Below are 19,558 nucleotides of genomic sequence, written 5' to 3'. Positions count from 1 at the left end.
CGTGCGGGTACCGTGCTGTCGTTAGCCCAGCCGCTCGGCGCGGAGGGCAGAGTCGTCTCCGCTCGCTCCTTAGTCCGCCACCACCAGCGGCACCGGCAGCGCCGTGATCGACTTGATCTTCTCCATCGCGAAGCGCGAGGTGACGTTTTTGAGCGGCACGGCGTTGATCAGCTTCTTGTAGAACACGTCGTAGCTCTGCATGTCCGGAATCACGACGCGAAGCATATAGTCGACATCGCCGGCCATCCGGTAGAATTCCATCACTTCGGGCATGGCGCTGACAGCCTCGGCGATGCGCTTCAGCCAGGCATCCGAATGGTCGGAGCTCTCCACGGAGACGAATACCGAGAGCCCAAGCCCGATCTTGTTCGGATCGACCAGTGCAACCCGTCTCAGGATCACGCCGTCGGCTTCCAGCCTCTGGATGCGCTTCCAGCACGGTGTCGAGGACAAGCCGACGCGGTCCCCGATTTCCGCAACCGAGAGCGAAGCGTCCTCCTGGAGGACGGCCAGGATCTTGCGGTCGATGGCGTCGAGACGGCGGCCGGTTTCGGCGAGCTGCAGCGCAGCGTCGGTCATGTCTGAAACCTCAGTGTGATGAAAGTTGGACGGCGTTGCCTGGCGTCAGCCGTGAGGCCCGAACAGGAAGATCTCGTAGAGATCGTCCTGTGTGTTGTCCGGGCCGCCTGTCCGCGGCTGCAGCGAGCGCTGGAACCATCCGCGTGCCTGTTCGATCAAACGAGCGCAGCCTGACTGCAGCGAGATGAGATAGCTCATGTTCACTCCGGACAACGGTGTAGGGCGAGAACGCGGGAACGCTATCACGGCAGGGATGGCGTTGGACATTGCTACATACTCGTCGGGATCAGTTTGGTTGAATCATGCTGACGTCGTCGCGGGCGCGGATGGAAAATTCCACGGCGCTTGTCGGAGATGGGTGGTTTTGATGCCATCGCCGCGCCGAACGCATGCGACGGAGCGGCGGCTGGCCCATTCAAGCGTGAATTCGAACATGCGCTCCGCTCACTTCATGTAATCAGGCAAAGTGAACCCGTCATAGAACCGGTCGGCCTGAATCGCTGCCTTGAACGCAGGCGATTTGTAGCCGGCGACGATGTCCTGAGCCCATCCGGCGGTGGCATTGGCCTTCTTTACGGCCAGCACGTTGATATAGGGTGTCGTCATCTTCTCGAGCGCGAAGGCGTTGGTCAGCTTTAGCCCGCTGAAGATCGCGAAATTGCCCTGGACGGCGGCGAAGTCGACGTCGTCGAGCGCCCGTGGCGCCTGTGCGGCCTCGAGCGGCACAATCTTGATGCCGCCGGGATTTTTGATGACGTCGAGCTCGGTGACATCGACCGGCTTGCTGTCGCGAATCTCGATGAGGCCGAGATCGCGCAGCACCCACAGCGCGCGTTGCAGATTGACCGGATCGTTCGGCACCGCGACGCTGGAGCCTGGCTTGATCGGCGTGCCCAGCGGGTGCTTCTTCGAATAGAGGCCCATCGGTGGCGTCGGGACGTGGACGACGCCGACGAGATCGGTTTTCTGGCGCTCGTTGTAGGAGTCGAGGAAGATCGTGTGCTGCATCACGTTGGCGTCGATCTCGGACTTGAACACAGCGTTGTTGGCTTCAAGGCCGGTCGAGAATTCGACATAGCGGATCTTGTAGCCCTTCTTCTTCAGCTCTGGTTCGACGCCGACCTTGAACTCATCGATATATGGCCCCGGCACGAAGCCGACCCGCAGCTCCGGCTTTGCGGGTTGCTGTGCGGAGGCATCTCCCGCGGCTAAGGGGGAGAGAGCCAAAAGGCCCGAGAGGAGAAAAAACGCTGTCTTCATGTCTTCTTGCTGGTCTCGAGTTGGGATGTCAGTACGGAAGCGGTGTCAGGCGATCGCCTTGACCGCGTTGGAGTAGATGCTGGCGGGACGGGCGAGGCCGTAATGCTCGCGCAGCGTCGTGCCGGTGTAGTCCTCGCGGAACAGGCCGCGCTTGCGCAGGATCGGGACGACTTGCTCGGCGAAGACATCGAAGCCGCCGGGCAGCCAGGGCGGCATCACGTTGAAGCCGTCCGCCGCGCCGTTCTCGAACCAGGTCTGGATGTTGTCGGCGATCTTTTCCGGCGTTCCGGCAATGACCCAGTGGCCGCGCGCGCCGGCAAGGCGCTGCACCAGCTGTCGAATGGTCGGCTTCTCGCGATCGACGATGTCGACCACGAGCTTGAAGCGGCTGGCGGCGCCGCGCGCGCTCGCGGTGTCGATGAGGTGGCGCGGGACGGGACCGTCGAGATCGTAGGCGGTGAGATCGAGCCCGATCATCTGGCGGAGCTGCGTGAGGGAATACTCCGGCTGGATCAGCGCGTTGAACTCGTCCTGAAGCCGATCGGCTTCAGCCTGCGTGCTGCCGATAAAGGGGCTGATGCCGGGCAGGATCTTGATCTCGTCGGGACCGCGATCGAAGCTGCGGGCCTGGCGCTTGATGTCCGCATAGAAGGCCTTGGCCGAGTCCGGGGTCTGGTGCGCGGTGAAGATCGCCTCAGCGTATCGGGCGGCGAAGGAACGGCCGTCGTCGGAGGAGCCGGCCTGCACATAGACCGGCCGGCCCTGTGGCGTGCGCGAAATGTTCAGCGGGCCGCGCACACGAAAATGCTTCCCGACGTGGTCGAGCGTGTGGATCTTGCTGGTATCGGCGAAGATGCCGGATTCGGGGTCGTTGACGAGCGCGTCGTCCTCCCAGCTATCCCAGAGTCGCGAGATGACATCGAGATACTCGCGGGCGCGTTCGTAGCGTTCGTGGTGAGGAGGGTGCTCTGGCAATCCAAAATTCTGTGCGGCCTGCGGTGCGCTGGTGGTCACGATGTTCCAGCCGGCGCGCCCCCGGCTCAGATGATCCAGTGAAGCGAACAGGCGTGCGAGATTGTAGGGCTCGGTATAGGTGGTCGATGCGGTTGCGATCAGGCCGATGCGCTGGGTCACCGCGGCGATCGCCGCGAGCCAGGTGATCGGCTCGAAACGAAAGCGCTGGGCGTAGCGGACGTTGTCGGCCAGTGCTGGCCCATCGGCAAAGAAGATGGCGTCGAACTTGCTCGCCTCGGCGCGTTGCGCCAGCTCCTGATAATGAGTGATGTCGAGAATGCGGTCTGGTTCAGATCCCCTGTAGCGCCACGCGGCTTCGTGGTGGCCGCCGGGGTAGATGAAGAGGTTGAGTACAAGCTGCCGTTGGTTGCTCATGGTTCGAATGCCCAGATTCGATGGCCGGAGTGGCTACGAGACGTAAGGGGTGGTTTGCGACCCCGGCTTTCGCGCGAATGCAAAACGCAGATGTCGTTCGAGGCAGAGGCCCTCCGATGTGCGCTTCGTCTCGACCAGCGCGGCAAAAGCTGCGTCGATTTCTGCTCGTTCAGCTTGCGAAAAGTCGCCGAGGAAGTTGCCGAATGCGCGCCTGGTGTCGACATCGTTCTATCCAAAATGTCCTACGCGCCGTAGAGACGGCGTGATCGCGACCAACTCTATGTTGCCGGAACGAGAAATGTCGATGAAATGGATTTGCGTTGTTCGGCGTGATGCGAGCATGAATCTAGCGGCGGCAGCGAGCGAAAGAGATGATGTTGCGGGTTCATGATCTCGATTAGAAGGCGCTGCGCCGGGGCGAATGTCCGGTGCTCTCCAGGGCTCATTCCACGCGGTCAATGCAAATAACGAACGGACACGCCGTCACCGCAGGTGCATCTGTTTCCCGCTTGCCTTCAACTTTGGAAGCTATTTCCGAAGCCCTTGCGTTAGCATCGTGTAACTGAACACAGGCTGCATTGATGCAGCTTCCACGGAAGATCCCGCAAGATGCGATTGTCGTCAGAGCAGACGGCAGTCCCGCAAGAGGATCGATCGCAACATTACTGTCTTTCACTCCGCCGTCGCATCAGCGATCGGCGAACGGCGGAGCCTTGTCCAAATGGATCGCGGTCTCGGGGAAGATGACATGACTGACGGAATCACCATCGACAACGACATTCCGCGTTCGGATATCGTCAAGCGGTCGGCCCGCATCGGCGCCGAAATCAGGAACATCAAGCTCTCTGGCGATCTGCCGGATCGGACGATTGCGGCGATCAACCAGGTTCTCCTCGAGCACAAAGTCATCTTCTTCCGAGACCAGAACCATCTGGATGATGCCGAACAGGAGCGGTTTGCTCATCGGCTCGGCAAGTTGGTGCCGCATCCGACGGTTGGCGCGACAAAAGGAACGGCGTCGATCCTGGAGCTCGATTCCGGACGCGGCGGTGGCCGCGCCGACCAGTGGCATACCGATGTCACCTTCGTCGACGCCTATCCCAAGATCTCGGTTCTGCGCGGCGTCGTGATCCCCGAGTTCGGTGGCGATACGATCTGGTCGAACACGGCCGCGTCCTATCTCGATCTGCCGGCGCCGCTGCGAAAGCTCGCGGACGAGCTCTGGACGGTGCACAGCAATGCCTACGACTACGCGGTCAAGACCCGCGCAAGCGAAGCCGATCGGAAGCAATTCGAGGAGGTCTTCACGGCGACGGTCTACGAGACTGAGCATCCCGTTGTCCGCGTCCATCCCGAAACCGGAGAGCGCACGCTGGTGCTCGGCAATTTCGTGCAGCGCTTCGTCGGCCTGTCGAAATACGACAGCCAGAAATTATTCGACCTGTTCCAATCCCACATCACCGCACCCGAGAACACGGTGCGCTGGAGCTGGCGTCAAGGCGATGTGGTGATCTGGGATAATCGTGCCACCCAACACTACGCCGTGAACGATTACGGCGACCAGCACCGCGTGGTCCGGCGGGCCACCATCGATGGCGAGGTGCCGGTCAGCATCGACGGTCGCAACAGCGTCACCCGCATCGAGGCGGCGAAGCCGCAGGCGAGAGCCGCCTGAACGAGTTGGAGTTATGAGAATGATAATCGCTATCTCCACATTGCGCCGTCTGGTTGCGGACCTGCGCGCAAGAGGCCGCCAGCTTGCTTTCGCTGGCATCGCGCTGGCCGGCCTGATTGGCCAAGCCATGGCCGAGCCGCAGCTCGAAAAGACCGAAATCCGCTACCAGGGCTGGGCTGGCCAGGTGACGTTCATCGAGCTGGCCGATGACCTCGGCTATCTCGCGCCGCTGAAGCTGAAATGGGTCGGCAACACCATCAGCGGTCCGCAGGACATCCAGACAGTCGTCACCGGCGACATCGACATCGGCGGCGCGTTCTATGGCGCGATCATCAAGCTGATCGCAGCCAAGGCGCCGATCAAGGCCGTGGTCGGCTACTACGGATCGGACGACAACACCTATAACGGCTATTACGTGAAGGAGGACAGCCCGATCAGGATCGCTCGGGACCTGATCGGCAAGAAGGTCGCTGTCAACACGTTAGGGGCGCATCTCGAGTTCGTGCTGCGCGAATATCTCTCCCGCAACGGTTTGACGCCGGCGGAGGCAAAGCAGGTGACGCTGGTCGCGATTCCGCCCGTCACCGGCGAGCAGGCGCTGCGACAGGGGCAGGTCGAGGTCAGCACGCTCAATGGCGTGTTGCGCGACAAGGCACTCGAACGCGGCGGCATCCGCAGGCTGTTTGCGGATACGGACATCTTCGGAAACTTCACCGGGGGGTCTTACGTGCTCCGGGACAAATTCATCAAGGACAATCCCAACACCTCCCGGGCGTTGATCGAAGGCGTCTCGCGGGCCATTGCCTGGGCGCAGACCACCCCGCCTGAGGAGGTCCGGGCCCGCTTCGAACGCATCATCGCCGAGCGAAAGCGCAACGAGGACGCCACGCCGATCAAATACTGGAAGAGCACGGGCATAGCGACCAGAGGCGGCGTGATCAGCGACGCCGAGCTGCAGGTGTGGATCGACTGGCTGGTCAAGGATGGCTTGTTGAAGCAGGACCAGTTCAAGCCGTCGGACCTCTATACCAACGAGTTCAATTATTTCCGCCCGGGCAAGACCGCGGAGGCCAAATGACGAGGGCCAAGATCCGCTTCGAGCATGTCTGCAAGGATTTTTCGGTGCGCGGCGAGGATGGTGGGCCGGCGCAACGCTTCACCGCGCTGGACGACATTACGCTGGATGTTCGGACCGGCGAATTCCTTGCCCTGGTTGGGCCGAGCGGGTGCGGCAAGTCAACCCTGCTGGACCTGCTCGGTGGCCTGACGGCGCCGAGTAGCGGGCGTATCCTCCTCGACGGCAAGGTCATCGAAGGAGCTGCGCGCGATCGCGGTATTGTATTCCAGCAATACGCGCTGTTCCCCTGGCGCACGGCCGCGCAGAACGTCGAATTCGGGCTCGACATTGCCGGCCTGAAAGCCAGGGAGCGGCGGGAGAAGGCGTTGCACTACCTCGATCTGGTCGGACTGTCCGGCTTTGCCGACCGTTATCCGCACGAGCTCTCCGGCGGCATGAAGCAACGCGTCGCGATCGCGCGCAGTCTCGCCTACGACCCCGAGGTGCTGCTGATGGACGAGCCCTTTGCGGCGCTGGACGCACAGACGCGCGAGACGCTTCAGGGCGAGCTGCTGCGGATCTGGCGCAGCACCGGGAAGACCATCCTGTTCATCACGCACGGCATCGATGAGGCCGTCGTGCTCGGCCAGCGCGTGGCGGTGATGACCTCGCGTCCCGGCCGCATCAAGCAGATCGTCGACATTCCCGATGAACTGCACAGCGAGACCGAAGACGTCCGGTCACTGCCGCAGTTCGGGCATGTCAGGCACGCGGTGTGGTCCTTGCTGCGCGACGAGGTGCTGAAGGCGCAAGGGGCTCAGGTAATTGCAGCTGAAGGCGAGCTTGCCGCAAAGACGAAGGAGGTGGCTCATGTCTAATCTGGAGATCCTGACGCTGCTGGAGCTCGCCGAGGGGAGCCCGAAGGATCGGGCTAGGCAACGCGCTGGCCCGCTCTCGGCGGCGACGGGGAGCCTCGTGAAAGGATTCGGCGCCATTGGGCTGCGCTCTCTGTTGGTGCTGTTGTTTTTTGCGACATGGGAGATCGTTCCGCGGCTCGGGCTGGTGGATGTGACGTTCCTGCCCCCGTTCTCGGAGGTGATCGCGGCCGGCTGGCAGCTTGCTCAGACGGGAGAGCTTTACGACGATGTTGCCGCAAGCATGCTACGAGCGCTCAGCGGCTTCCTGATCGCAGTCGTCCTGGTCGTGCCGCTCGGGTTGGTCACCGGGTGGTACGCCCGGCTCGGCGACTTCCTGAACCAGATCATCGAGATTGCGCGCAACACGGCCCCGCTGGCGTTGCTGCCGGTCTTCATCCTGCTGCTCGGGATTGGCGAGCTCTCGAAGGTCACCATGGTGGTCTATAGCTGCGCATGGCCGCTGCTGCTCAATACAATCGCGGCCGTGCGTCAGGTTGATCCGCTCTTGATTAAGTCCGCACGGACGATGGGGGCGACGCCGAGCCAGCTGTTCCGCAAAGTGATCCTGCCGGCGTCGCTGCCGACGATCTTCGTCGGTATACGGTTGGCGAGCGCCTCCGCGATGCTGGTGCTGGTCGCATCCGAGATGGTCGGCGCGAAATCCGGGCTCGGCTATCTCATCATCAACAGCCAGTACAGCTTTCTGATCCCACAGATGTATTTTGGCATCCTGGGGATTACCGTGATCGGCCTCGTCTTCAACGCGATCCTCGAGGCGCTGGAACGCCGCCTGATGCGCTGGAAGGCGCCGGCCGCCTAACCCTGCTTGTTGCGGGCGGTGGCCTGCGTCACGATGCTGTTCGGCGGCACGTCCTGGGTGACCCAGACGTTGCCGCCGATCGTCGCGCCCCGGCCGATCGTGATCCGGCCGAGGATGGTTGCACCGGCATAAATCACGACGTCGTCCTCGACGATCGGATGCCGTGCATCGCCCTTGATCAGATGGCCATCATCGTTGGTCGGAAAGTGGCGCGCGCCGAGCGTCACGGCCTGATAGATACGGACATTGTCGCCGATGATCGCGGTCTCACCGATCACCACGCCGGTGCCGTGATCGATGAAGAAGCCGGATCCGATGCTGGCGCCGGGATGAATGTCGATCCCGGTTCTGGTATGAGCGATCTCCGCGACAAGCCGGGCGATCAAGCGCGCATTGAGCCCATCAAGGATATGTGCCAGCCGGTGATGGATGATCGCCGTCATGCCCGGATATCCGATCAGGATCTCCGGAAAATTCCTGGCTGCGGGATCGCCGACGAAGGCGGCTCTCAAATCGGAGATCAGCAGGCCGCGCACCACGGGCAGGCGCTCGCCGAACTGCCGCGTCAGCGCGACCGCGTCCTCGCGCCGGTAGCCCGGGATCAGCTCGTCGCCGACGAATCGCGCGCCGCGGTGGATCTGGTCGCAAAGCCCGTCGAGGGCGATACTCAGGCGATTGCCGACGAAGTAGTCGATATTCTCGCCGTCGAGGTCGAACTGACCGTAATGCCTCGGAAACAGCGCCTCGGTGAGGCCATCCAGAATGGCCTGAAGCGCCTCGCGCGAGGGCGCGCGCCGCGCCTCCGTCGCGCCTGATGCTGTGCGTTTCTTCGCGCGAGAGGCGAAGCTCGGCGACAATCCTGTCAAGCTGCCAGCGCCCGCCGCTGGGCGATTCCGGAGGGTTATCTGACATGGGCCAACGGAACGCTGATTTCGGCCAGGAGGTCAAGGTCGAAATCATGTGTGATCCTGATGTACTGGCCGTTCCAGTACACCAGGCCCGACAGCTCGCGGGATAGCTCGAAGCTCAACAGGCTGCCGATAATGATGCCATGCGAGTGCCGCTCGATGATTTCCTCGACCTTGCATTCGATGGTTGCGAGGGTGTCGCCAAGCAGCGGCACGCCGGCCGCCCCCGCGGACCATCGGATCCCGTCGAAGCGCTCGTGGCCCTTCAAGCTGCCGTCGCTGAAACGCCCGGCAAGAGCCTGCTGGTCAGATCCCAGAACGTTGACGCCGAATACGCCGTAACGCGCTATTCGAGCGAAGGACGAGGCCTGCCGGTTGACGCTGACCAGCAGCCGCGGCGGACTGGCGCTGAGCGACGTCAGGGACGTCACCGTCATGCCGGTGATGTCCTCGTCGCAGCCGGCCGTGATGATGGTGACGCCGCCGGCCAGGCGCCGCATCACGGCTCGAAACTGGTTCTCGACCTCGTCATCGCCGCTGACCAGATGAATGTCGGACTTTCCCATCTGTCGCTCCTCGCATCGGACGCCGTGGATCGGCCTGTTCGCTCTCAGGAGAAGCTCTTCGCGGGCAGGGGCGTGCCGTTGATCTCGTGCTCGCCGCGCGGATGAGACCATAGGCCGGCCCAGTTGTGGCTCGGCGCGGTCATGTTGAAAGCGTTGACGCGCAGCTCGCGCGGTCTCGTCATGGTCTCGTCCGATCGTCGATTGCGAAGAACATCTCGTCCGCCCGACCATTTTTAGCATTTTGCGTGAGCGAGTTTTTTTCCAATTCAGCGGAGGCGTGGAAAGAAACGCGTTACGAAGCGGCGTTGATACAGGACGCGCATCGCTATTTTTCTGACACGCTCGACAGCCGAAGAATCCAACCGCATCATCTTCGTCGACAAGCACGGCTTGCCGCGCGCTCTGGAGATCGAAAGGGAATTGAAGATGGCGTTGGAGACCCGGAACTTCGAGACGCTGGCGTTGCATGGTGGATCGTACCGCACCGACCCCGCCACCGGTGCGGTGGCGGTTCCGATCTACCAGACCACATCATTCCAGTTCGAAAGCACGGATCACGCCTCGCGCCTGTTCGCGCTCGAGCAGCTTGGCCCGATCTACACCCGTATAGGAAATCCGACCCAGCAGGCCTTCGAGGATCGGCTTGCCGCACTTGAGGGCGGGGCAGCCGCCCTCGCAGTTGCCTCCGGGCAGACGGCTTCCGCCTTCGCGATCTTCAACATTGCCCAGGCCGGCGACAACATCGTGTCCTCCACTGATCTTTACGGCGGTACCTGGACGTTGCTGTCGCAGACTTTGAAGCAGTTCGGCATCGAGGTCCGCTTTGTCGATCCTTCCGATCCCGAGAATTTTCGTCGGGCCACGGACGCAAAGACGCGAGCCTATTTCGGCGAGACGCTCCCAAACCCGAAGCTGAATGTCTTTCCGATCAAGGAAGTCGCGGATATCGGCCGCTCGCTCGGCGTTCCGCTCATCCTGGACAACACGGCGTCGCCCCTGATCGCGCGACCGTTTGAGCACGGCGCTGCCGTGATTGTCTATTCCACGACCAAATATATCGGTGGCCATGGCACCGCGATCGGTGGCGCCATCGTCGATGGCGGCAATTTCGACTGGGCGGCACATGCGGACCGCTTCCCGCTTCTGAATAAGCCCGACGAGGCCTATCACGGCGCGATCTGGACTGAGGCCGCGAAGCCGCTCGGTCCGATCGCCTACATCCTGCGGGCTCGCGTCAAGCTGTTGCGGGATCTGGGCGCGTCGATCGCGCCACAAAATGCTTTTCAGTTCATTCAGGGTCTCGAAACCCTGCCGCTGCGCATCCGGCAGCACAACGAGAATGCGGTCAAGGTCGCCAACTTCCTCGCCAGGCACGCCTTGGTTTCGAACGTGATCTTCCCCGGACTGCAAAGCGGGGAGAACCGGCGCAGGGCGGACGCCTATCTGAAGGGCGGCTTTGGCGGGCTGGTCGGCTTCGAGCTGAAAGGGGGCGTCGAAGCCGGCCGGCGATTCATCGATGCGCTCAAGCTATTCTATCACGTCGCCAATATCGGCGACGCCCGCTCGTTGGCCATTCATCCGGCCTCAACGACGCATCAGCAGCTGACTGCCGCTGAGCAGCTCGCCGCCGGCGTCACGCCCGGCTACGTCCGCCTGTCGGTCGGGATTGAGCATCCCGACGATATCCTCGCGGATCTCGGTCAGGCGCTGGCACAGGCCGACGCCGGCGCTGGTACACGCAAGGCGGCGTGAAACGCGGACCCGGTTGAGCAAATTGGCCGCTTTTCCAGAACTGTTGTCGATCACGACCGACGTGCTGATCGTCGGTGGCGGTATGGCGGGGGCCTGGGCCGCGACATCCGCCGCGCAGGCGGGGGCGAAAGTCGTGCTGGCCGACAAGGGTTATTGCGGCACCAGCGGCGTCACGGCTGCCGCAGGGCCCGGCCATTGGTGGGTGCCGCCGGATCCTGCCGCGGCGCGAGACGCGGCCGTCGCGAATCGTATCGCCGCCGGCCTCGGTCTTGGCGAAGCAGACTGGATGTATCGCATCCTCGACCAGACTTGGCGCACGCTGCCGACCCTCGCGCGCTATTATAAGTTCGGGACCGATGACGAAGGGCGGGTGAACTACCGCGCCGTGCGCGGGCCCGAATACATGCGCGCCCTGCGGCAGCAGGTGCTGAGCTACGGCGTCACGATCCTCGATCAATCGCCCGTTCTTGAACTTTTGGCACGATGCGACGGCTCGATCGGCGGTGCCCGTGGCCAGCGTCGGCAGGATGGCAGCCGCGCTTATCGGGTCGAGGCAGGGGCCGTGGTGCTCGCGGCCGGCGGGACCAGCTTCCTGTCCCATCTGCTGGGATCGCGAACCAACACGGGCGACGGCTATCTCATGGCGGCGGAGGCCGGCGCGGAGATGTCCGGCATGGAGTTCACCGCGGCCTACACCATTGCGCCGGCGCATTCGACGATGACGCGAAGCATGGCCTATGCGTTCGCGACCTACTACGACGCCGACGGGGGCGAGCTCGATCTTCCCTTCGGCCCCGACCAGACCGTCCGCCTGGCCCGCGCGCTCCAGCGCGGCCCGGTCTATTGCACGCTGCAGCGTCTGCCTGATGACGTCAAGGCGCGGTTGCATACGATCTCGCCGAACGTGCCGCTGGTGTTCGACCGCTGGGGCATCGATCCCTACCGCGACCGGTTCGAAGTCACCCTGCACAACGACGGCACAATCCGCGGTATTGGCGGTGTGCGCGTCCATGATGTGAACGGCGCTACGTCGGTGCCGGGACTGTTCGTCGCAGGCGACAACGCATCGCGCGAAAAGGTCGCGGGCGCGATTTCCGGCGGCGGCAATGTCAACTCGGCGTGGGCGCTGTCGTCCGGCGTATTCGCAGGAACCGCGGCCGCGCGCGTCGCGCGCAGCATGAAGAGTCGTTCTGCGGAGCTCACCCCGCTTGGACGTGCCGGGCTACGTCCGCATGGCCGGCCACAGGACATTGACGTGGCCGCAACCAGGGACCGCGTGCGCGCCGAGATGCATCCGTTCGACAAGAACTTGTTCCGCACCGGGGCAGGGCTCGCGGCCTCTTCGCAAACACTCGAAGATTTATGGAGTGAGGTGGCCAATCACGGACAGGCGGGCTCGATCGCCTTGCGCGAGACAGCGGCGTTGCTGGCCACGGCGCGGTGGTCCGTTGCGACCGCGGCAGCGCGTGATGAGAGCAGGGGACTTCACCGTCGTGAGGATTATCCCGCACGAGATCCGCGATTGGCCGCGCGCCTGCTCAGCGGCGGACTGGACCAGGTCTGGGTCGCGCTGGATCGTCCATCTGCAAGCGCCCAACCTGGTCAACTCGAGACGACGTCATGATTGAGCTCATCGTCGCGGAGCGCTGCACGGATTGCGGGGCCTGCATCGAGGTGTGCCCGGCCAATGTGCTCGATCCCGGCACCGACGGCTTGCCGGTTCTCGCGCGCGTCGAGGATTGCCAGACCTGCTTCATGTGCGAGCTCTATTGCCGTGCAGATGCGATCTACGTCGCCCCCGATTGCGACCGCCGCGTCTCGGTCAGCAGGGAGGATGTGCTGGCGTCCGGACGTCTCGGACAATATCGCAGGCACTCCGGCTGGGATGAATGGGCGGAGCACTTTCCCAACGAGCAATGGCTGATGGAGACCGTCTTCCGCCGCGCCGGCGAGGCAGCGGCTCAATCGCGGGCTGAGCGGCCTGAGGGCCTCGGCGGCAAGAAATAGAGGTAGTCAGATCAGCGGGAGGCCGACGACAGCACGTCTGCCGGATGCTTGTCGTCGTGCTCGACATATTCGACCAGCGTCTGGTCCGGATGCCGCACCAGCATATTGCGGCCTGTCGGGACCGGCTTCGGCGCTTCCAGAATCGTCGCGCCGACCGTCGGAAGATACGCGGCAAAAGCCTCGATGCCCTCCACCATGAAAGTCATGTGCGTCGCGGCGAACCGGTTCAGGCTATGCTCGGTTCCGGCGATGAGCAGGATCGATGCGACCTGCGCCAGTCTCAGGTCGTACTCGGGGTAGTCAAAGCGAAGGCGCGCTTTCTGGCCGATCAGCGTTTCGTAAAAGGCGACGGCCGCATCCAGTTCTTCGAGCGGCAGGCAGCGCCGCGTCAGAATGTTGAGGATTTTCATGAGCCAGGTCCTTGATCTCCACTCAAGATTGGATCGCTAGCGGCGATGTCAAGGCGTGAGCGCCGGGGCGCCGTCGGCGGGCCGCGTGCAGAAGACGAATTCTTATGCCTCGATCGGAAGCGTCATCCTGTTGTTGCCCGATGCCGATGATCTTTGAAAAGACTATCTTGCGCCGAGCGCCTAGCATGTCCGCATCAAAGCCATCATGAACGCGTGACATGAACACTCTCCGCATTGAAAACAAGCGCGCTTCCATCAGCGTGCGGTCGCCGATCGTCGTCAATCAGCTCGGCGCCGAGATTCGTGCTGCCCTTGCCGATCACTGGTCCCGTCCGCTGATCATCGACCATCCCGCCGATCGCGCGCCATGGGAGATCGCGCCTGAAGCCGACGTGTTGCTGACGCGGCCGCTGGCGGGCTGGCACAAGGCGCCTGCGGAGAAGCCTGCCGGCTGGCCGTTCGGCCTGCGCTGGATCCAGACCGCATCGACGGGCGTCGATTTCTTCCCGGCCTGGCTGCTCGACGGTCCCGTGGTCACGGTCGGCCGTGGCATCTCGGCCGATCCGATCGCGGAATATGTGCTTGCAGCGATCCTCGGCTTCGAGAAGCGTATCCATGACATCCGGCCGCGCAGTCGCGAGCAATGGAAGATCACCCCGCTGGGCTCGCTCAGCGGCAAGACGATCGGCATCGCGGGCTTCGGTGCGATCGGCCGCGCCGTCGTGGAGCGGGTCAAGCCGTTCGGCGTCAACATCAGGGTTTTGCGGCGCTCGGCCTGGCCATATGTCATTCCCGGCGTCGAGCCCGCCGATAGCATCGAGAAACTGGTCGAGGTCTCCGATCATCTCGTTCTCGCGCTGCCGGCGACGACCAGGACGGCGCGTCTGATCGACGCCGATGTGCTCGCGCGCGCCAAGACATCGCTGCACCTGATCAATGTCGCGCGCGGCCGCATCGTCGATCAGAACGCCCTGTTGCAGGCGCTGGATGAGGGGCGAATTGCCGGCGCCACGCTTGATGTCACCGATCCGGAGCCTCCGCCGGACTACGACCCGATCTATGACCATCCCAAGATCGTCCTGACCCCGCACGTGTCGTGGACGGGAGGAGAGGACGTCAAGCGGCTGGCCGACAAGACGCTCGTCAACCTCGATGCCTATGCGCATGGCGTGCCGCTGGCCGACGTCTTCGACAGGAATCTCGAATACTAGAAAAGGAGCTGCTGCAATGAACAAGGTCGTCGAGAAGCCCAGGAAATACTCGCTGATCGAGCGCACGCCCGCGGCGTCGTTCGAGGAGGAACGTCTGCATCGCAAGCAGCGGCTCGCGGCAACGTTCCGGCTGTTCTCGCGCTACGGCTTCGATCAGGGTCTGGCGGGTCACGTCACCGTGCGCGATCCGGAATTCCCTGAACGCTTCTGGATCAATCCGCTGTCGAAGCATTTCAGCCAGATCAAGGTCTCGGACCTCCAACTCGTCGACCACGACGGCAATATCCTGATCGGCGACAAGCCGATCAACCAGGCCGGCTTCGTGATTCACTCTGCGATCCACGTCGCGCATCCGGAGGTGATCGCGGCAGCTCATACCCATTCGACCTACGGCAAGGCGTGGTCGGCGCTCGGCCGTCTGCTCGATCCGCTGACGCAGGATTCTTGCGCCTTCTACGAGGATCACGTGCTGTTCGATCCCTTCTCCGGCGTCGTTCTGGAGGCGGAGGAGGGCCGCAAGATCGCGCAAGCGCTTGGATCGAGGAAGGCGGCGATCCTGCAAAATCATGGGCTGCTCACGGTGGGGCCGACCATCGAGGCGGCCGCCTGGTGGTACATCGCGATGGACAATGCAGCGCGCGCCCAGCTGCTCGCCGAGGCCGCCGGCACGCTAAAGCCGATCCCTCACGAGATCGCCAGCCTGACCTCGCGACAGGTCGGCACGCACAAGGGCGGCTATTTCAGCTTTCAACCGTTGTGGGACTGGATCACCGAGGCCGAGCCGGATTTGTTCAACTAGGGCTCGAGGCTTCTGGGCCGGGCCGATGGTCCGCCGGAATTGCGCCGCGCCCTGACATCGTGAAATATGATGGCCGGCGGCTTGCCTTGTTCACGCAAGTCGACACTGCAACGGCGAGGAGCAGAGCGACATGGCCATTGGTTTGCCAAGCGAGGTCGAAGTCATCACATTGTTCGTCGATGACATCGCGTCATCGCGGGCCTTCTACACGAGGGTTTTCGCATGTGAGACCATCTGGGAGGATAAGGTCTCATCCGTGCTCAGATTTGGTGGGCTCTTGGTCAATCTTCTCGACGTTTCGCAGGCGTCTCCGCTCGTTGAGCCGCTGCGCGTCGGGGGGGCCTCCGCCGGCCCGCGCGTGCTCCTGACGATCAGGGTTGTCGACGTCGACCAAGTGTGCACGGCCCTTCGGGAGATCGGCGTCGATCTGCTCAATGGGCCGATCGATCGCCCTTGGGGAAGGCGAACCGCGTCCTTTGCCGATCCTTCAGGTCATGTCTGGGAGATCGCACAGGCAATTGAACGGGGATAGAGAACCATTACATGGGAGAGCACTGGCTCACGAGCTTCGCTGTTCTCGCGCTGGATGATGAGAGAAGTGAGCAAGCAGAAGTTTACTGCGGTCACTCAATCCGCAGTCGCCATCAGCCGAAGGCGCGCCTGCGGTAGGTGTGCGGCGCCGGCGATACCCGACGGGATCGAGGCCAGCAGCGACCTAGTATAGGGCTGCTGCGGATTGTCGAAGATCTCGGCGACGGTCCCATGTTCGACGATGCGTCCGCGGTGCATCACCGAAACGGTGTGAGCGAGCTGGCGCACCAGGGCGAGGTCGTGAGAGAGGAACACATAGGTCAGGCCCAAATTGGCCTGTAGCGAGAGCAGGACTTCGACGATGTCGGCCTGGACGCTGACGTCGAGGGCGGATGTGGGCTCGTCGAGCACGATCACATCAGGCTTGAGAACCAGCGCCCGGGCGATAGCCACGCGCTGGCGCTGGCCGCCTGACAGGGTTCCAGGCTTGCGCGAAAGCAGGTGCCCGCCGAGCCCGACATCGGCCAGCGCCTCGCGCACGCGCGCGACCCGCTCCTTGCTGGTTCCGACCCTGAAACGGTCGAGCGGCTCGCGCACGAGCCGCTCGATTGTCCAGGTCGGATCGAGCGAGGTGAACGGATTTTGATAGACGAGTTGAAGGTGGCGCCACGCCGCGCGCAGCGCCTCCGGCGAGCGGCCGGTGATCTGCTCGCCGGCGACCGAGATGGTCCCGGTGTCGGGTTGCTCGAGGCCCAGCAGCAGCCGGACCGCCGTCGTCTTGCCCGAGCCGGACTCGCCGACCAGCGCGTGCGTGGTGCCGGCCGGGACGATGAATGAGACGTCGTCGACGGCCGTCAGCGTCTTGCCGTCGACGATGAAGGTCTTCGTGACGGCGCCAACGTCGATCTTCGGTGTGTCGCCGCCGCCGGTCTTGACGGCATGAAAACCCCTATCGCGCGACGCTGCGTAACGGTCAGGGTTGAGCGCCGGGACATCCGCGCGCAGCTTCCTGGCGTAGGCCGACTCAGGCGAGGAGAAGACGGAAGCGGTCCGGCCGGCTTCGTGAATGACGCCGTCCTTGAGCACCACCAGCGCGTTCGCGCGCTCGGCCGCGATCGCCAGATCGTGGGTGATGAGAAGCAAGCTGATCTTGAGGTCGTGTTGCAGCCGCGTGAGCAGGTCGAGAATCCGCTTCTGGATCGTGACGTCCAGCGCGGAGGTCGGCTCGTCCGCGACCAGCAATGCTGGCCGTGGCAGGATCGCAAGGCCGATCAGCACGCGCTGGAGCATGCCGCCGGACAGCTGGTGCGGGTAGGAGTCGTAGACCCGCCGGGGATTGTCGAGACCGACCTCGGCGAACGTCTCCAGGATGAGCTGCTTACGGAACGCCTTGTCGGCCTCGTCGAGCAGCGCGGCCGCCTCCTGCGCCTGGGCGCCGATCGTACGCACCGGGTTGAGTGAGTTGGCGGGATCCTGCGGCACGAAACCGATGGCTCGTCCCCGCAGCGGCCGGAAGCCGCGCTCGGAAATCCCCAGCACCTCCTGGCCGTCGAAGGCCACGCGGCCGGTGGCGTGCCCGCCGCTGGGGAGCAGCCGCAGTACCGCGCGGGCGATCGTCGACTTGCCCGAGCCCGACTCGCCGATGAGAGCAAGGCTCTCGCCGCGGCCGAGCTCGAACCCCACATTGGTCACGACCTCGTGCGGCCCGTAGCAGACCGACAGGCCATCGACCCGGAGCAGCGGAAGCGGGCGCAACGGCACCGGCGCGATGAGCTCGGCGCGCGTCAGTGTATCGGCGGTCAGTCTGTCTTGCGCAGCCATCGGCTGATCCTGTTCACGGAGAGGACGGTCGCGATCGTCACGAAGGCGGGCGCATACACCAGCCACGGCCATTTGAGGTAGTCCTTGCCGATCGAGATCAGCAGGCCCCAGTCGGAAGCGGGCGGCGGATCGCCGTAACCGAGGAAAGCGAGGCTCGCGATCACCAGGATCGAAAGGCCGAATTGCAGCACCGCGAGCGGGAGTACAGAGCGCGACGCGTTCGGCAACACATGTCGTAACAGGATGTGCCAGCGTGAGCCGCCCAACAGGAACGCCGCCTCGACGAAAATCGCCTGTCGGGTCTTGATCACTTCCGCGCGCATCACCCGCGCGAACACGGCCACCGCCGAGACGCCGGTCGCAATGGCAGCGTTCGTCGTGTCGAAACCGAGCGCGGTGACGACGATGACTGCCAGCAGGAAATTCGGGATCGCCAGCAGCACGTCGACCAGGCGGGCGAGCACGATGTCAACCCGGCCGCCGAGAAAGCCCGCCAGGAGGCCTATGAGTCCGCCTGCTACGGCGGCAATGACGACGGCGATGAGCGCGCTCGTCACCGAGGACGCTGTGCCGTAGACGACGCGGGTATAGAGATCCCGGCCGAGGTGATCGGTGCCGAACCAGTGCGCCGTGCTGGGGCTGAGCAGCTTGTCGGCGGGGACGCCGACGATCGGGCTATGGCCCGTGAACAAGCTTGGTGCCACAGACCAGGCAATCACAATCGCGATGACCGCAAAGGAAAGCGCTACGGTCGGCGCTACCCGAAGAGCTGTCTGCCGGCCGATCGACGTGACGCGCGAAGCAGAGGAGAAGGAGGCGAGGGTCATGATGTCACCGCCGCGGATTTCGCAGTCGCGCTGTCATCAGCGGTGCTCGGGCGCTCCCTGGGACCGTCGACCAGCTTCACGCGCGGGTCGAGCAGCGGATAGACGAGATCGGCGATCAAATTGACGAGCACGAACACCACAGCCGCGAGCGAAACGACCGCCTGGAGGACAGGCAAATCCTGCGTGCTCACCGAGCGTTGCACCAGGCTGCCGATGCCGGTGCGCCCGAACACCGTCTCGGTGATCAGCGAGCCGCCGAGAAGTTCGCCGATGGCGAGTGCGATAACGGTGACGACCGGGAGCGAAGACGGCTTGAGCAAATGTTTCGCAAAGAGACGCATCTGCGTCAGACCGCGGCCGCGCGCGACCGCCGCGTATTCCTGCTCGGACTCCTTGTCGAGGTTCGCGATCAGCACCTCGGCTATCCGCGCGGAGACGGGGATGCCCAGCGCGACCGCGGCGAAGAAGGTCGCCCAGAAGCTGTTGGGTGCGATCACGCGGAACAGGCCGAGCTGGAAGCCGAACACGTGGATCAGCATCAGGCCGATGACGAAATTGGGCACCGACAGAAAAAACGACGGGAAGCCGCGCAGCAAACCCTGGCCCAATTGTTTCGGAATGAATTGCGTACCATAGGCGATCGTCATCGCCAGCAGCAGCGCGATCGCGAACGCGGCGGATGCGAGGATCAGGGTTGAAGGAAGAACCTCGGCGATCAGGGTTGCGACGGGTCGGCTGGACCGCATCGACAGGCCGAAGTCGCCGATGACGAAGTGGGACAGCGATGTCCAGAGCTGAACCGGAATCGGCTGGTCCAGGCCCTGGGCGGCGATGATCGCCTTGATCTCGTCCTCGCTGAACCCGTTTTGGGGATCACGCAGGACGTTCGTGATGGGGTCGCCCGGCAAAATGCTGACGACGACGAACGTAAGGACGTAAGCGAGCAGGATCACGATGAAGGCCTGCGCGAGGCGCTTTGCGGCATCGGCAAGGTAAGCATTGCTCATGCCGGCGCCCTCGTCGCGTTAC

21 protein-coding genes are annotated in these 19,558 nt (G+C 63.5%); 10 read left to right on the top strand and 11 right to left on the bottom strand.

Features of this window, described 5'->3' with window-relative positions:
* Positions 1-69: 69 nt before the first annotated feature.
* The 4 genes from FXB38_RS18820 to FXB38_RS18810 all read right to left on the bottom strand — a co-directional run bounded on the left by FXB38_RS18820 (position 70) and on the right by FXB38_RS18810 (position 3,228).
* Positions 70-579: an Lrp/AsnC family transcriptional regulator gene (locus FXB38_RS18820; protein WP_148752474.1), complete on the bottom strand. Its 510-nt coding sequence runs from the start codon at positions 577-579 to the stop codon at positions 70-72.
* Positions 580-624: 45 nt separating this feature from the next.
* On the bottom strand, positions 625-777 hold the full coding sequence (locus FXB38_RS42810) for a hypothetical protein (RefSeq protein WP_187434980.1): 153 nt from the start codon (positions 775-777) through the stop codon (positions 625-627).
* A gap of 246 nt (positions 778-1,023) precedes the next feature.
* Positions 1,024-1,839 carry a MetQ/NlpA family ABC transporter substrate-binding protein gene (locus FXB38_RS18815; protein WP_148752473.1) on the bottom strand — a complete coding sequence of 272 codons (816 nt, stop codon included), beginning with the start codon at positions 1,837-1,839 and terminating at the stop codon, positions 1,024-1,026.
* A gap of 45 nt (positions 1,840-1,884) precedes the next feature.
* A complete protein-coding gene (locus tag FXB38_RS18810) occupies positions 1,885-3,228 on the bottom strand; it encodes an LLM class flavin-dependent oxidoreductase (RefSeq protein ID WP_148752472.1) in 1,344 nt (447 codons plus the stop codon).
* Positions 3,229-3,976: 748 nt separating this feature from the next.
* On the opposite strand from FXB38_RS18810, the gene FXB38_RS18805 reads away from it, so the two are divergent.
* The 4 genes from FXB38_RS18805 to FXB38_RS18790 are packed head-to-tail and all read left to right on the top strand — an operon-like array spanning position 3,977 to position 7,697.
* Positions 3,977-4,903: a TauD/TfdA dioxygenase family protein gene (locus tag FXB38_RS18805; protein WP_148752471.1), complete on the top strand. Its 927-nt coding sequence runs from the start codon at positions 3,977-3,979 to the stop codon at positions 4,901-4,903.
* A gap of 19 nt (positions 4,904-4,922) precedes the next feature.
* On the top strand, positions 4,923-5,981 hold the full coding sequence (locus FXB38_RS18800; protein ID WP_246229976.1) for an ABC transporter substrate-binding protein: 1,059 nt from the start codon (positions 4,923-4,925) through the stop codon (positions 5,979-5,981).
* Positions 5,978-6,838: an ABC transporter ATP-binding protein gene (locus FXB38_RS18795; RefSeq protein WP_148752470.1), complete on the top strand. Its 861-nt coding sequence runs from the start codon at positions 5,978-5,980 to the stop codon at positions 6,836-6,838. The genes FXB38_RS18800 and FXB38_RS18795 overlap by 4 nt, the downstream gene beginning before the upstream one ends.
* On the top strand, positions 6,831-7,697 hold the full coding sequence (locus FXB38_RS18790) for an ABC transporter permease (protein ID WP_148752469.1): 867 nt from the start codon (positions 6,831-6,833) through the stop codon (positions 7,695-7,697). The genes FXB38_RS18795 and FXB38_RS18790 overlap by 8 nt, the downstream gene beginning before the upstream one ends.
* Here FXB38_RS18790 and epsC read toward each other — a convergent pair.
* The 3 genes from epsC to FXB38_RS42805 are packed head-to-tail and all read right to left on the bottom strand — an operon-like array spanning position 7,694 to position 9,353.
* Positions 7,694-8,563, bottom strand: coding sequence for a serine O-acetyltransferase EpsC (gene epsC / locus FXB38_RS18785; protein ID WP_148752468.1), 870 nt, complete (start codon positions 8,561-8,563; stop codon positions 7,694-7,696). The two genes, FXB38_RS18790 and epsC, sit on opposite strands and share 4 nt — an antisense overlap.
* Positions 8,564-8,598: 35 nt before the next feature.
* A complete protein-coding gene (locus FXB38_RS18780; RefSeq protein WP_148752467.1) occupies positions 8,599-9,171 on the bottom strand; it encodes a flavin reductase family protein in 573 nt (190 codons plus the stop codon).
* A 44-nt stretch (positions 9,172-9,215) separates the two neighbouring features.
* Complete coding sequence (locus FXB38_RS42805; protein ID WP_187435000.1) at positions 9,216-9,353, bottom strand: hypothetical protein; 138 nt, start codon at positions 9,351-9,353, stop codon at positions 9,216-9,218.
* A gap of 244 nt (positions 9,354-9,597) precedes the next feature.
* On the opposite strand from FXB38_RS42805, the gene FXB38_RS18775 reads away from it, so the two are divergent.
* Genes FXB38_RS18775 through FXB38_RS18765 form a run of 3 tightly spaced genes read left to right on the top strand, consistent with a single transcriptional unit; the run spans position 9,598 to position 12,930 of the window.
* Positions 9,598-10,923 (top strand): O-acetylhomoserine aminocarboxypropyltransferase/cysteine synthase family protein, encoded by a 1,326-nt coding sequence (locus FXB38_RS18775; RefSeq protein ID WP_148752466.1) that lies wholly within the window; start codon positions 9,598-9,600, stop codon positions 10,921-10,923.
* 22 nt (positions 10,924-10,945) lie between these two features.
* A complete protein-coding gene (locus FXB38_RS18770; protein ID WP_283812744.1) occupies positions 10,946-12,547 on the top strand; it encodes an FAD-binding protein in 1,602 nt (533 codons plus the stop codon).
* Positions 12,544-12,930: a 4Fe-4S dicluster domain-containing protein gene (locus FXB38_RS18765; RefSeq protein WP_148752465.1), complete on the top strand. Its 387-nt coding sequence runs from the start codon at positions 12,544-12,546 to the stop codon at positions 12,928-12,930. Before FXB38_RS18770 ends, FXB38_RS18765 begins: the two co-directional genes overlap by 4 nt.
* Positions 12,931-12,941: 11 nt before the next feature.
* Here the strand turns inward: FXB38_RS18765 and FXB38_RS18760 are convergent, their stop codons facing one another.
* Entirely contained in the window at positions 12,942-13,340 is a 399-nt protein-coding gene (locus tag FXB38_RS18760; protein ID WP_148752464.1) for a VOC family protein, read from the bottom strand.
* 218 nt (positions 13,341-13,558) lie between these two features.
* On the opposite strand from FXB38_RS18760, the gene FXB38_RS18755 reads away from it, so the two are divergent.
* From FXB38_RS18755 to FXB38_RS18745, 3 genes are all read left to right on the top strand, one after another.
* On the top strand, positions 13,559-14,551 hold the full coding sequence (locus tag FXB38_RS18755; RefSeq protein ID WP_148752463.1) for an NAD(P)-dependent oxidoreductase: 993 nt from the start codon (positions 13,559-13,561) through the stop codon (positions 14,549-14,551).
* Positions 14,552-14,567: 16 nt separating this feature from the next.
* The gene (locus tag FXB38_RS18750) at positions 14,568-15,350 is read left to right on the top strand and encodes a class II aldolase/adducin family protein (protein ID WP_187434979.1); all 783 of its coding nucleotides are present in this window, start codon (positions 14,568-14,570) and stop codon (positions 15,348-15,350) included.
* 130 nt (positions 15,351-15,480) lie between these two features.
* On the top strand, positions 15,481-15,882 hold the full coding sequence (locus FXB38_RS18745) for a VOC family protein (RefSeq protein ID WP_148752461.1): 402 nt from the start codon (positions 15,481-15,483) through the stop codon (positions 15,880-15,882).
* Positions 15,883-15,977: 95 nt separating this feature from the next.
* On the opposite strand, the gene FXB38_RS18740 is transcribed toward FXB38_RS18745, so the two are convergent.
* The 3 genes from FXB38_RS18740 to FXB38_RS18730 are packed head-to-tail and all read right to left on the bottom strand — an operon-like array spanning position 15,978 to position 19,536.
* A complete protein-coding gene (locus tag FXB38_RS18740) occupies positions 15,978-17,702 on the bottom strand; it encodes a dipeptide ABC transporter ATP-binding protein (protein ID WP_148752460.1) in 1,725 nt (574 codons plus the stop codon).
* Positions 17,681-18,529, bottom strand: a complete 849-nt coding sequence (locus tag FXB38_RS18735) for an ABC transporter permease (RefSeq protein ID WP_148752459.1) — start codon at positions 18,527-18,529, stop codon at positions 17,681-17,683. The genes FXB38_RS18740 and FXB38_RS18735 overlap by 22 nt, the downstream gene beginning before the upstream one ends.
* A complete protein-coding gene (locus FXB38_RS18730) occupies positions 18,526-19,536 on the bottom strand; it encodes an ABC transporter permease (RefSeq protein WP_148752458.1) in 1,011 nt (336 codons plus the stop codon). Before FXB38_RS18730 ends, FXB38_RS18735 begins: the two co-directional genes overlap by 4 nt.
* Positions 19,537-19,558 lie beyond the last annotated feature (22 nt).

Origin of the sequence: Bradyrhizobium cytisi (assembly GCF_008123515.1) — a bacterium.
Lineage (GTDB): Bacteria > Pseudomonadota > Alphaproteobacteria > Rhizobiales > Xanthobacteraceae > Bradyrhizobium > Bradyrhizobium cytisi.
Note: the sequence above shows the minus strand (reverse complement) of the source record. Positions and strands in the feature narration are given on the sequence as shown.

Coding starts and splice junctions, on each gene's coding strand:
- FXB38_RS18820 (WP_148752474.1), bottom strand. CDS start 579: ATGACCGACGCTGCGCTGCAGCTCGCCGAAACCGGCCGCCGTCTCGAC.
- FXB38_RS42810 (WP_187434980.1), bottom strand. CDS start 777: ATGAGCTATCTCATCTCGCTGCAGTCAGGCTGCGCTCGTTTGATCGAA.
- FXB38_RS18815 (WP_148752473.1), bottom strand. CDS start 1,839: ATGAAGACAGCGTTTTTTCTCCTCTCGGGCCTTTTGGCTCTCTCCCCC.
- FXB38_RS18810 (WP_148752472.1), bottom strand. CDS start 3,228: ATGAGCAACCAACGGCAGCTTGTACTCAACCTCTTCATCTACCCCGGC.
- FXB38_RS18805 (WP_148752471.1), top strand. CDS start 3,977: ATGACTGACGGAATCACCATCGACAACGACATTCCGCGTTCGGATATC.
- FXB38_RS18800 (WP_246229976.1), top strand. CDS start 4,923: ATGATAATCGCTATCTCCACATTGCGCCGTCTGGTTGCGGACCTGCGC.
- FXB38_RS18795 (WP_148752470.1), top strand. CDS start 5,978: ATGACGAGGGCCAAGATCCGCTTCGAGCATGTCTGCAAGGATTTTTCG.
- FXB38_RS18790 (WP_148752469.1), top strand. CDS start 6,831: ATGTCTAATCTGGAGATCCTGACGCTGCTGGAGCTCGCCGAGGGGAGC.
- FXB38_RS18780 (WP_148752467.1), bottom strand. CDS start 9,171: ATGGGAAAGTCCGACATTCATCTGGTCAGCGGCGATGACGAGGTCGAG.
- FXB38_RS42805 (WP_187435000.1), bottom strand. CDS start 9,353: ATGACGAGACCGCGCGAGCTGCGCGTCAACGCTTTCAACATGACCGCG.
- FXB38_RS18775 (WP_148752466.1), top strand. CDS start 9,598: ATGGCGTTGGAGACCCGGAACTTCGAGACGCTGGCGTTGCATGGTGGA.
- FXB38_RS18765 (WP_148752465.1), top strand. CDS start 12,544: ATGATTGAGCTCATCGTCGCGGAGCGCTGCACGGATTGCGGGGCCTGC.
- FXB38_RS18760 (WP_148752464.1), bottom strand. CDS start 13,340: ATGAAAATCCTCAACATTCTGACGCGGCGCTGCCTGCCGCTCGAAGAA.
- FXB38_RS18755 (WP_148752463.1), top strand. CDS start 13,559: ATGAACACTCTCCGCATTGAAAACAAGCGCGCTTCCATCAGCGTGCGG.
- FXB38_RS18750 (WP_187434979.1), top strand. CDS start 14,568: ATGAACAAGGTCGTCGAGAAGCCCAGGAAATACTCGCTGATCGAGCGC.
- FXB38_RS18745 (WP_148752461.1), top strand. CDS start 15,481: ATGGCCATTGGTTTGCCAAGCGAGGTCGAAGTCATCACATTGTTCGTC.
- FXB38_RS18740 (WP_148752460.1), bottom strand. CDS start 17,702: ATGGCTGCGCAAGACAGACTGACCGCCGATACACTGACGCGCGCCGAG.
- FXB38_RS18735 (WP_148752459.1), bottom strand. CDS start 18,529: ATGACCCTCGCCTCCTTCTCCTCTGCTTCGCGCGTCACGTCGATCGGC.
- FXB38_RS18730 (WP_148752458.1), bottom strand. CDS start 19,536: ATGAGCAATGCTTACCTTGCCGATGCCGCAAAGCGCCTCGCGCAGGCC.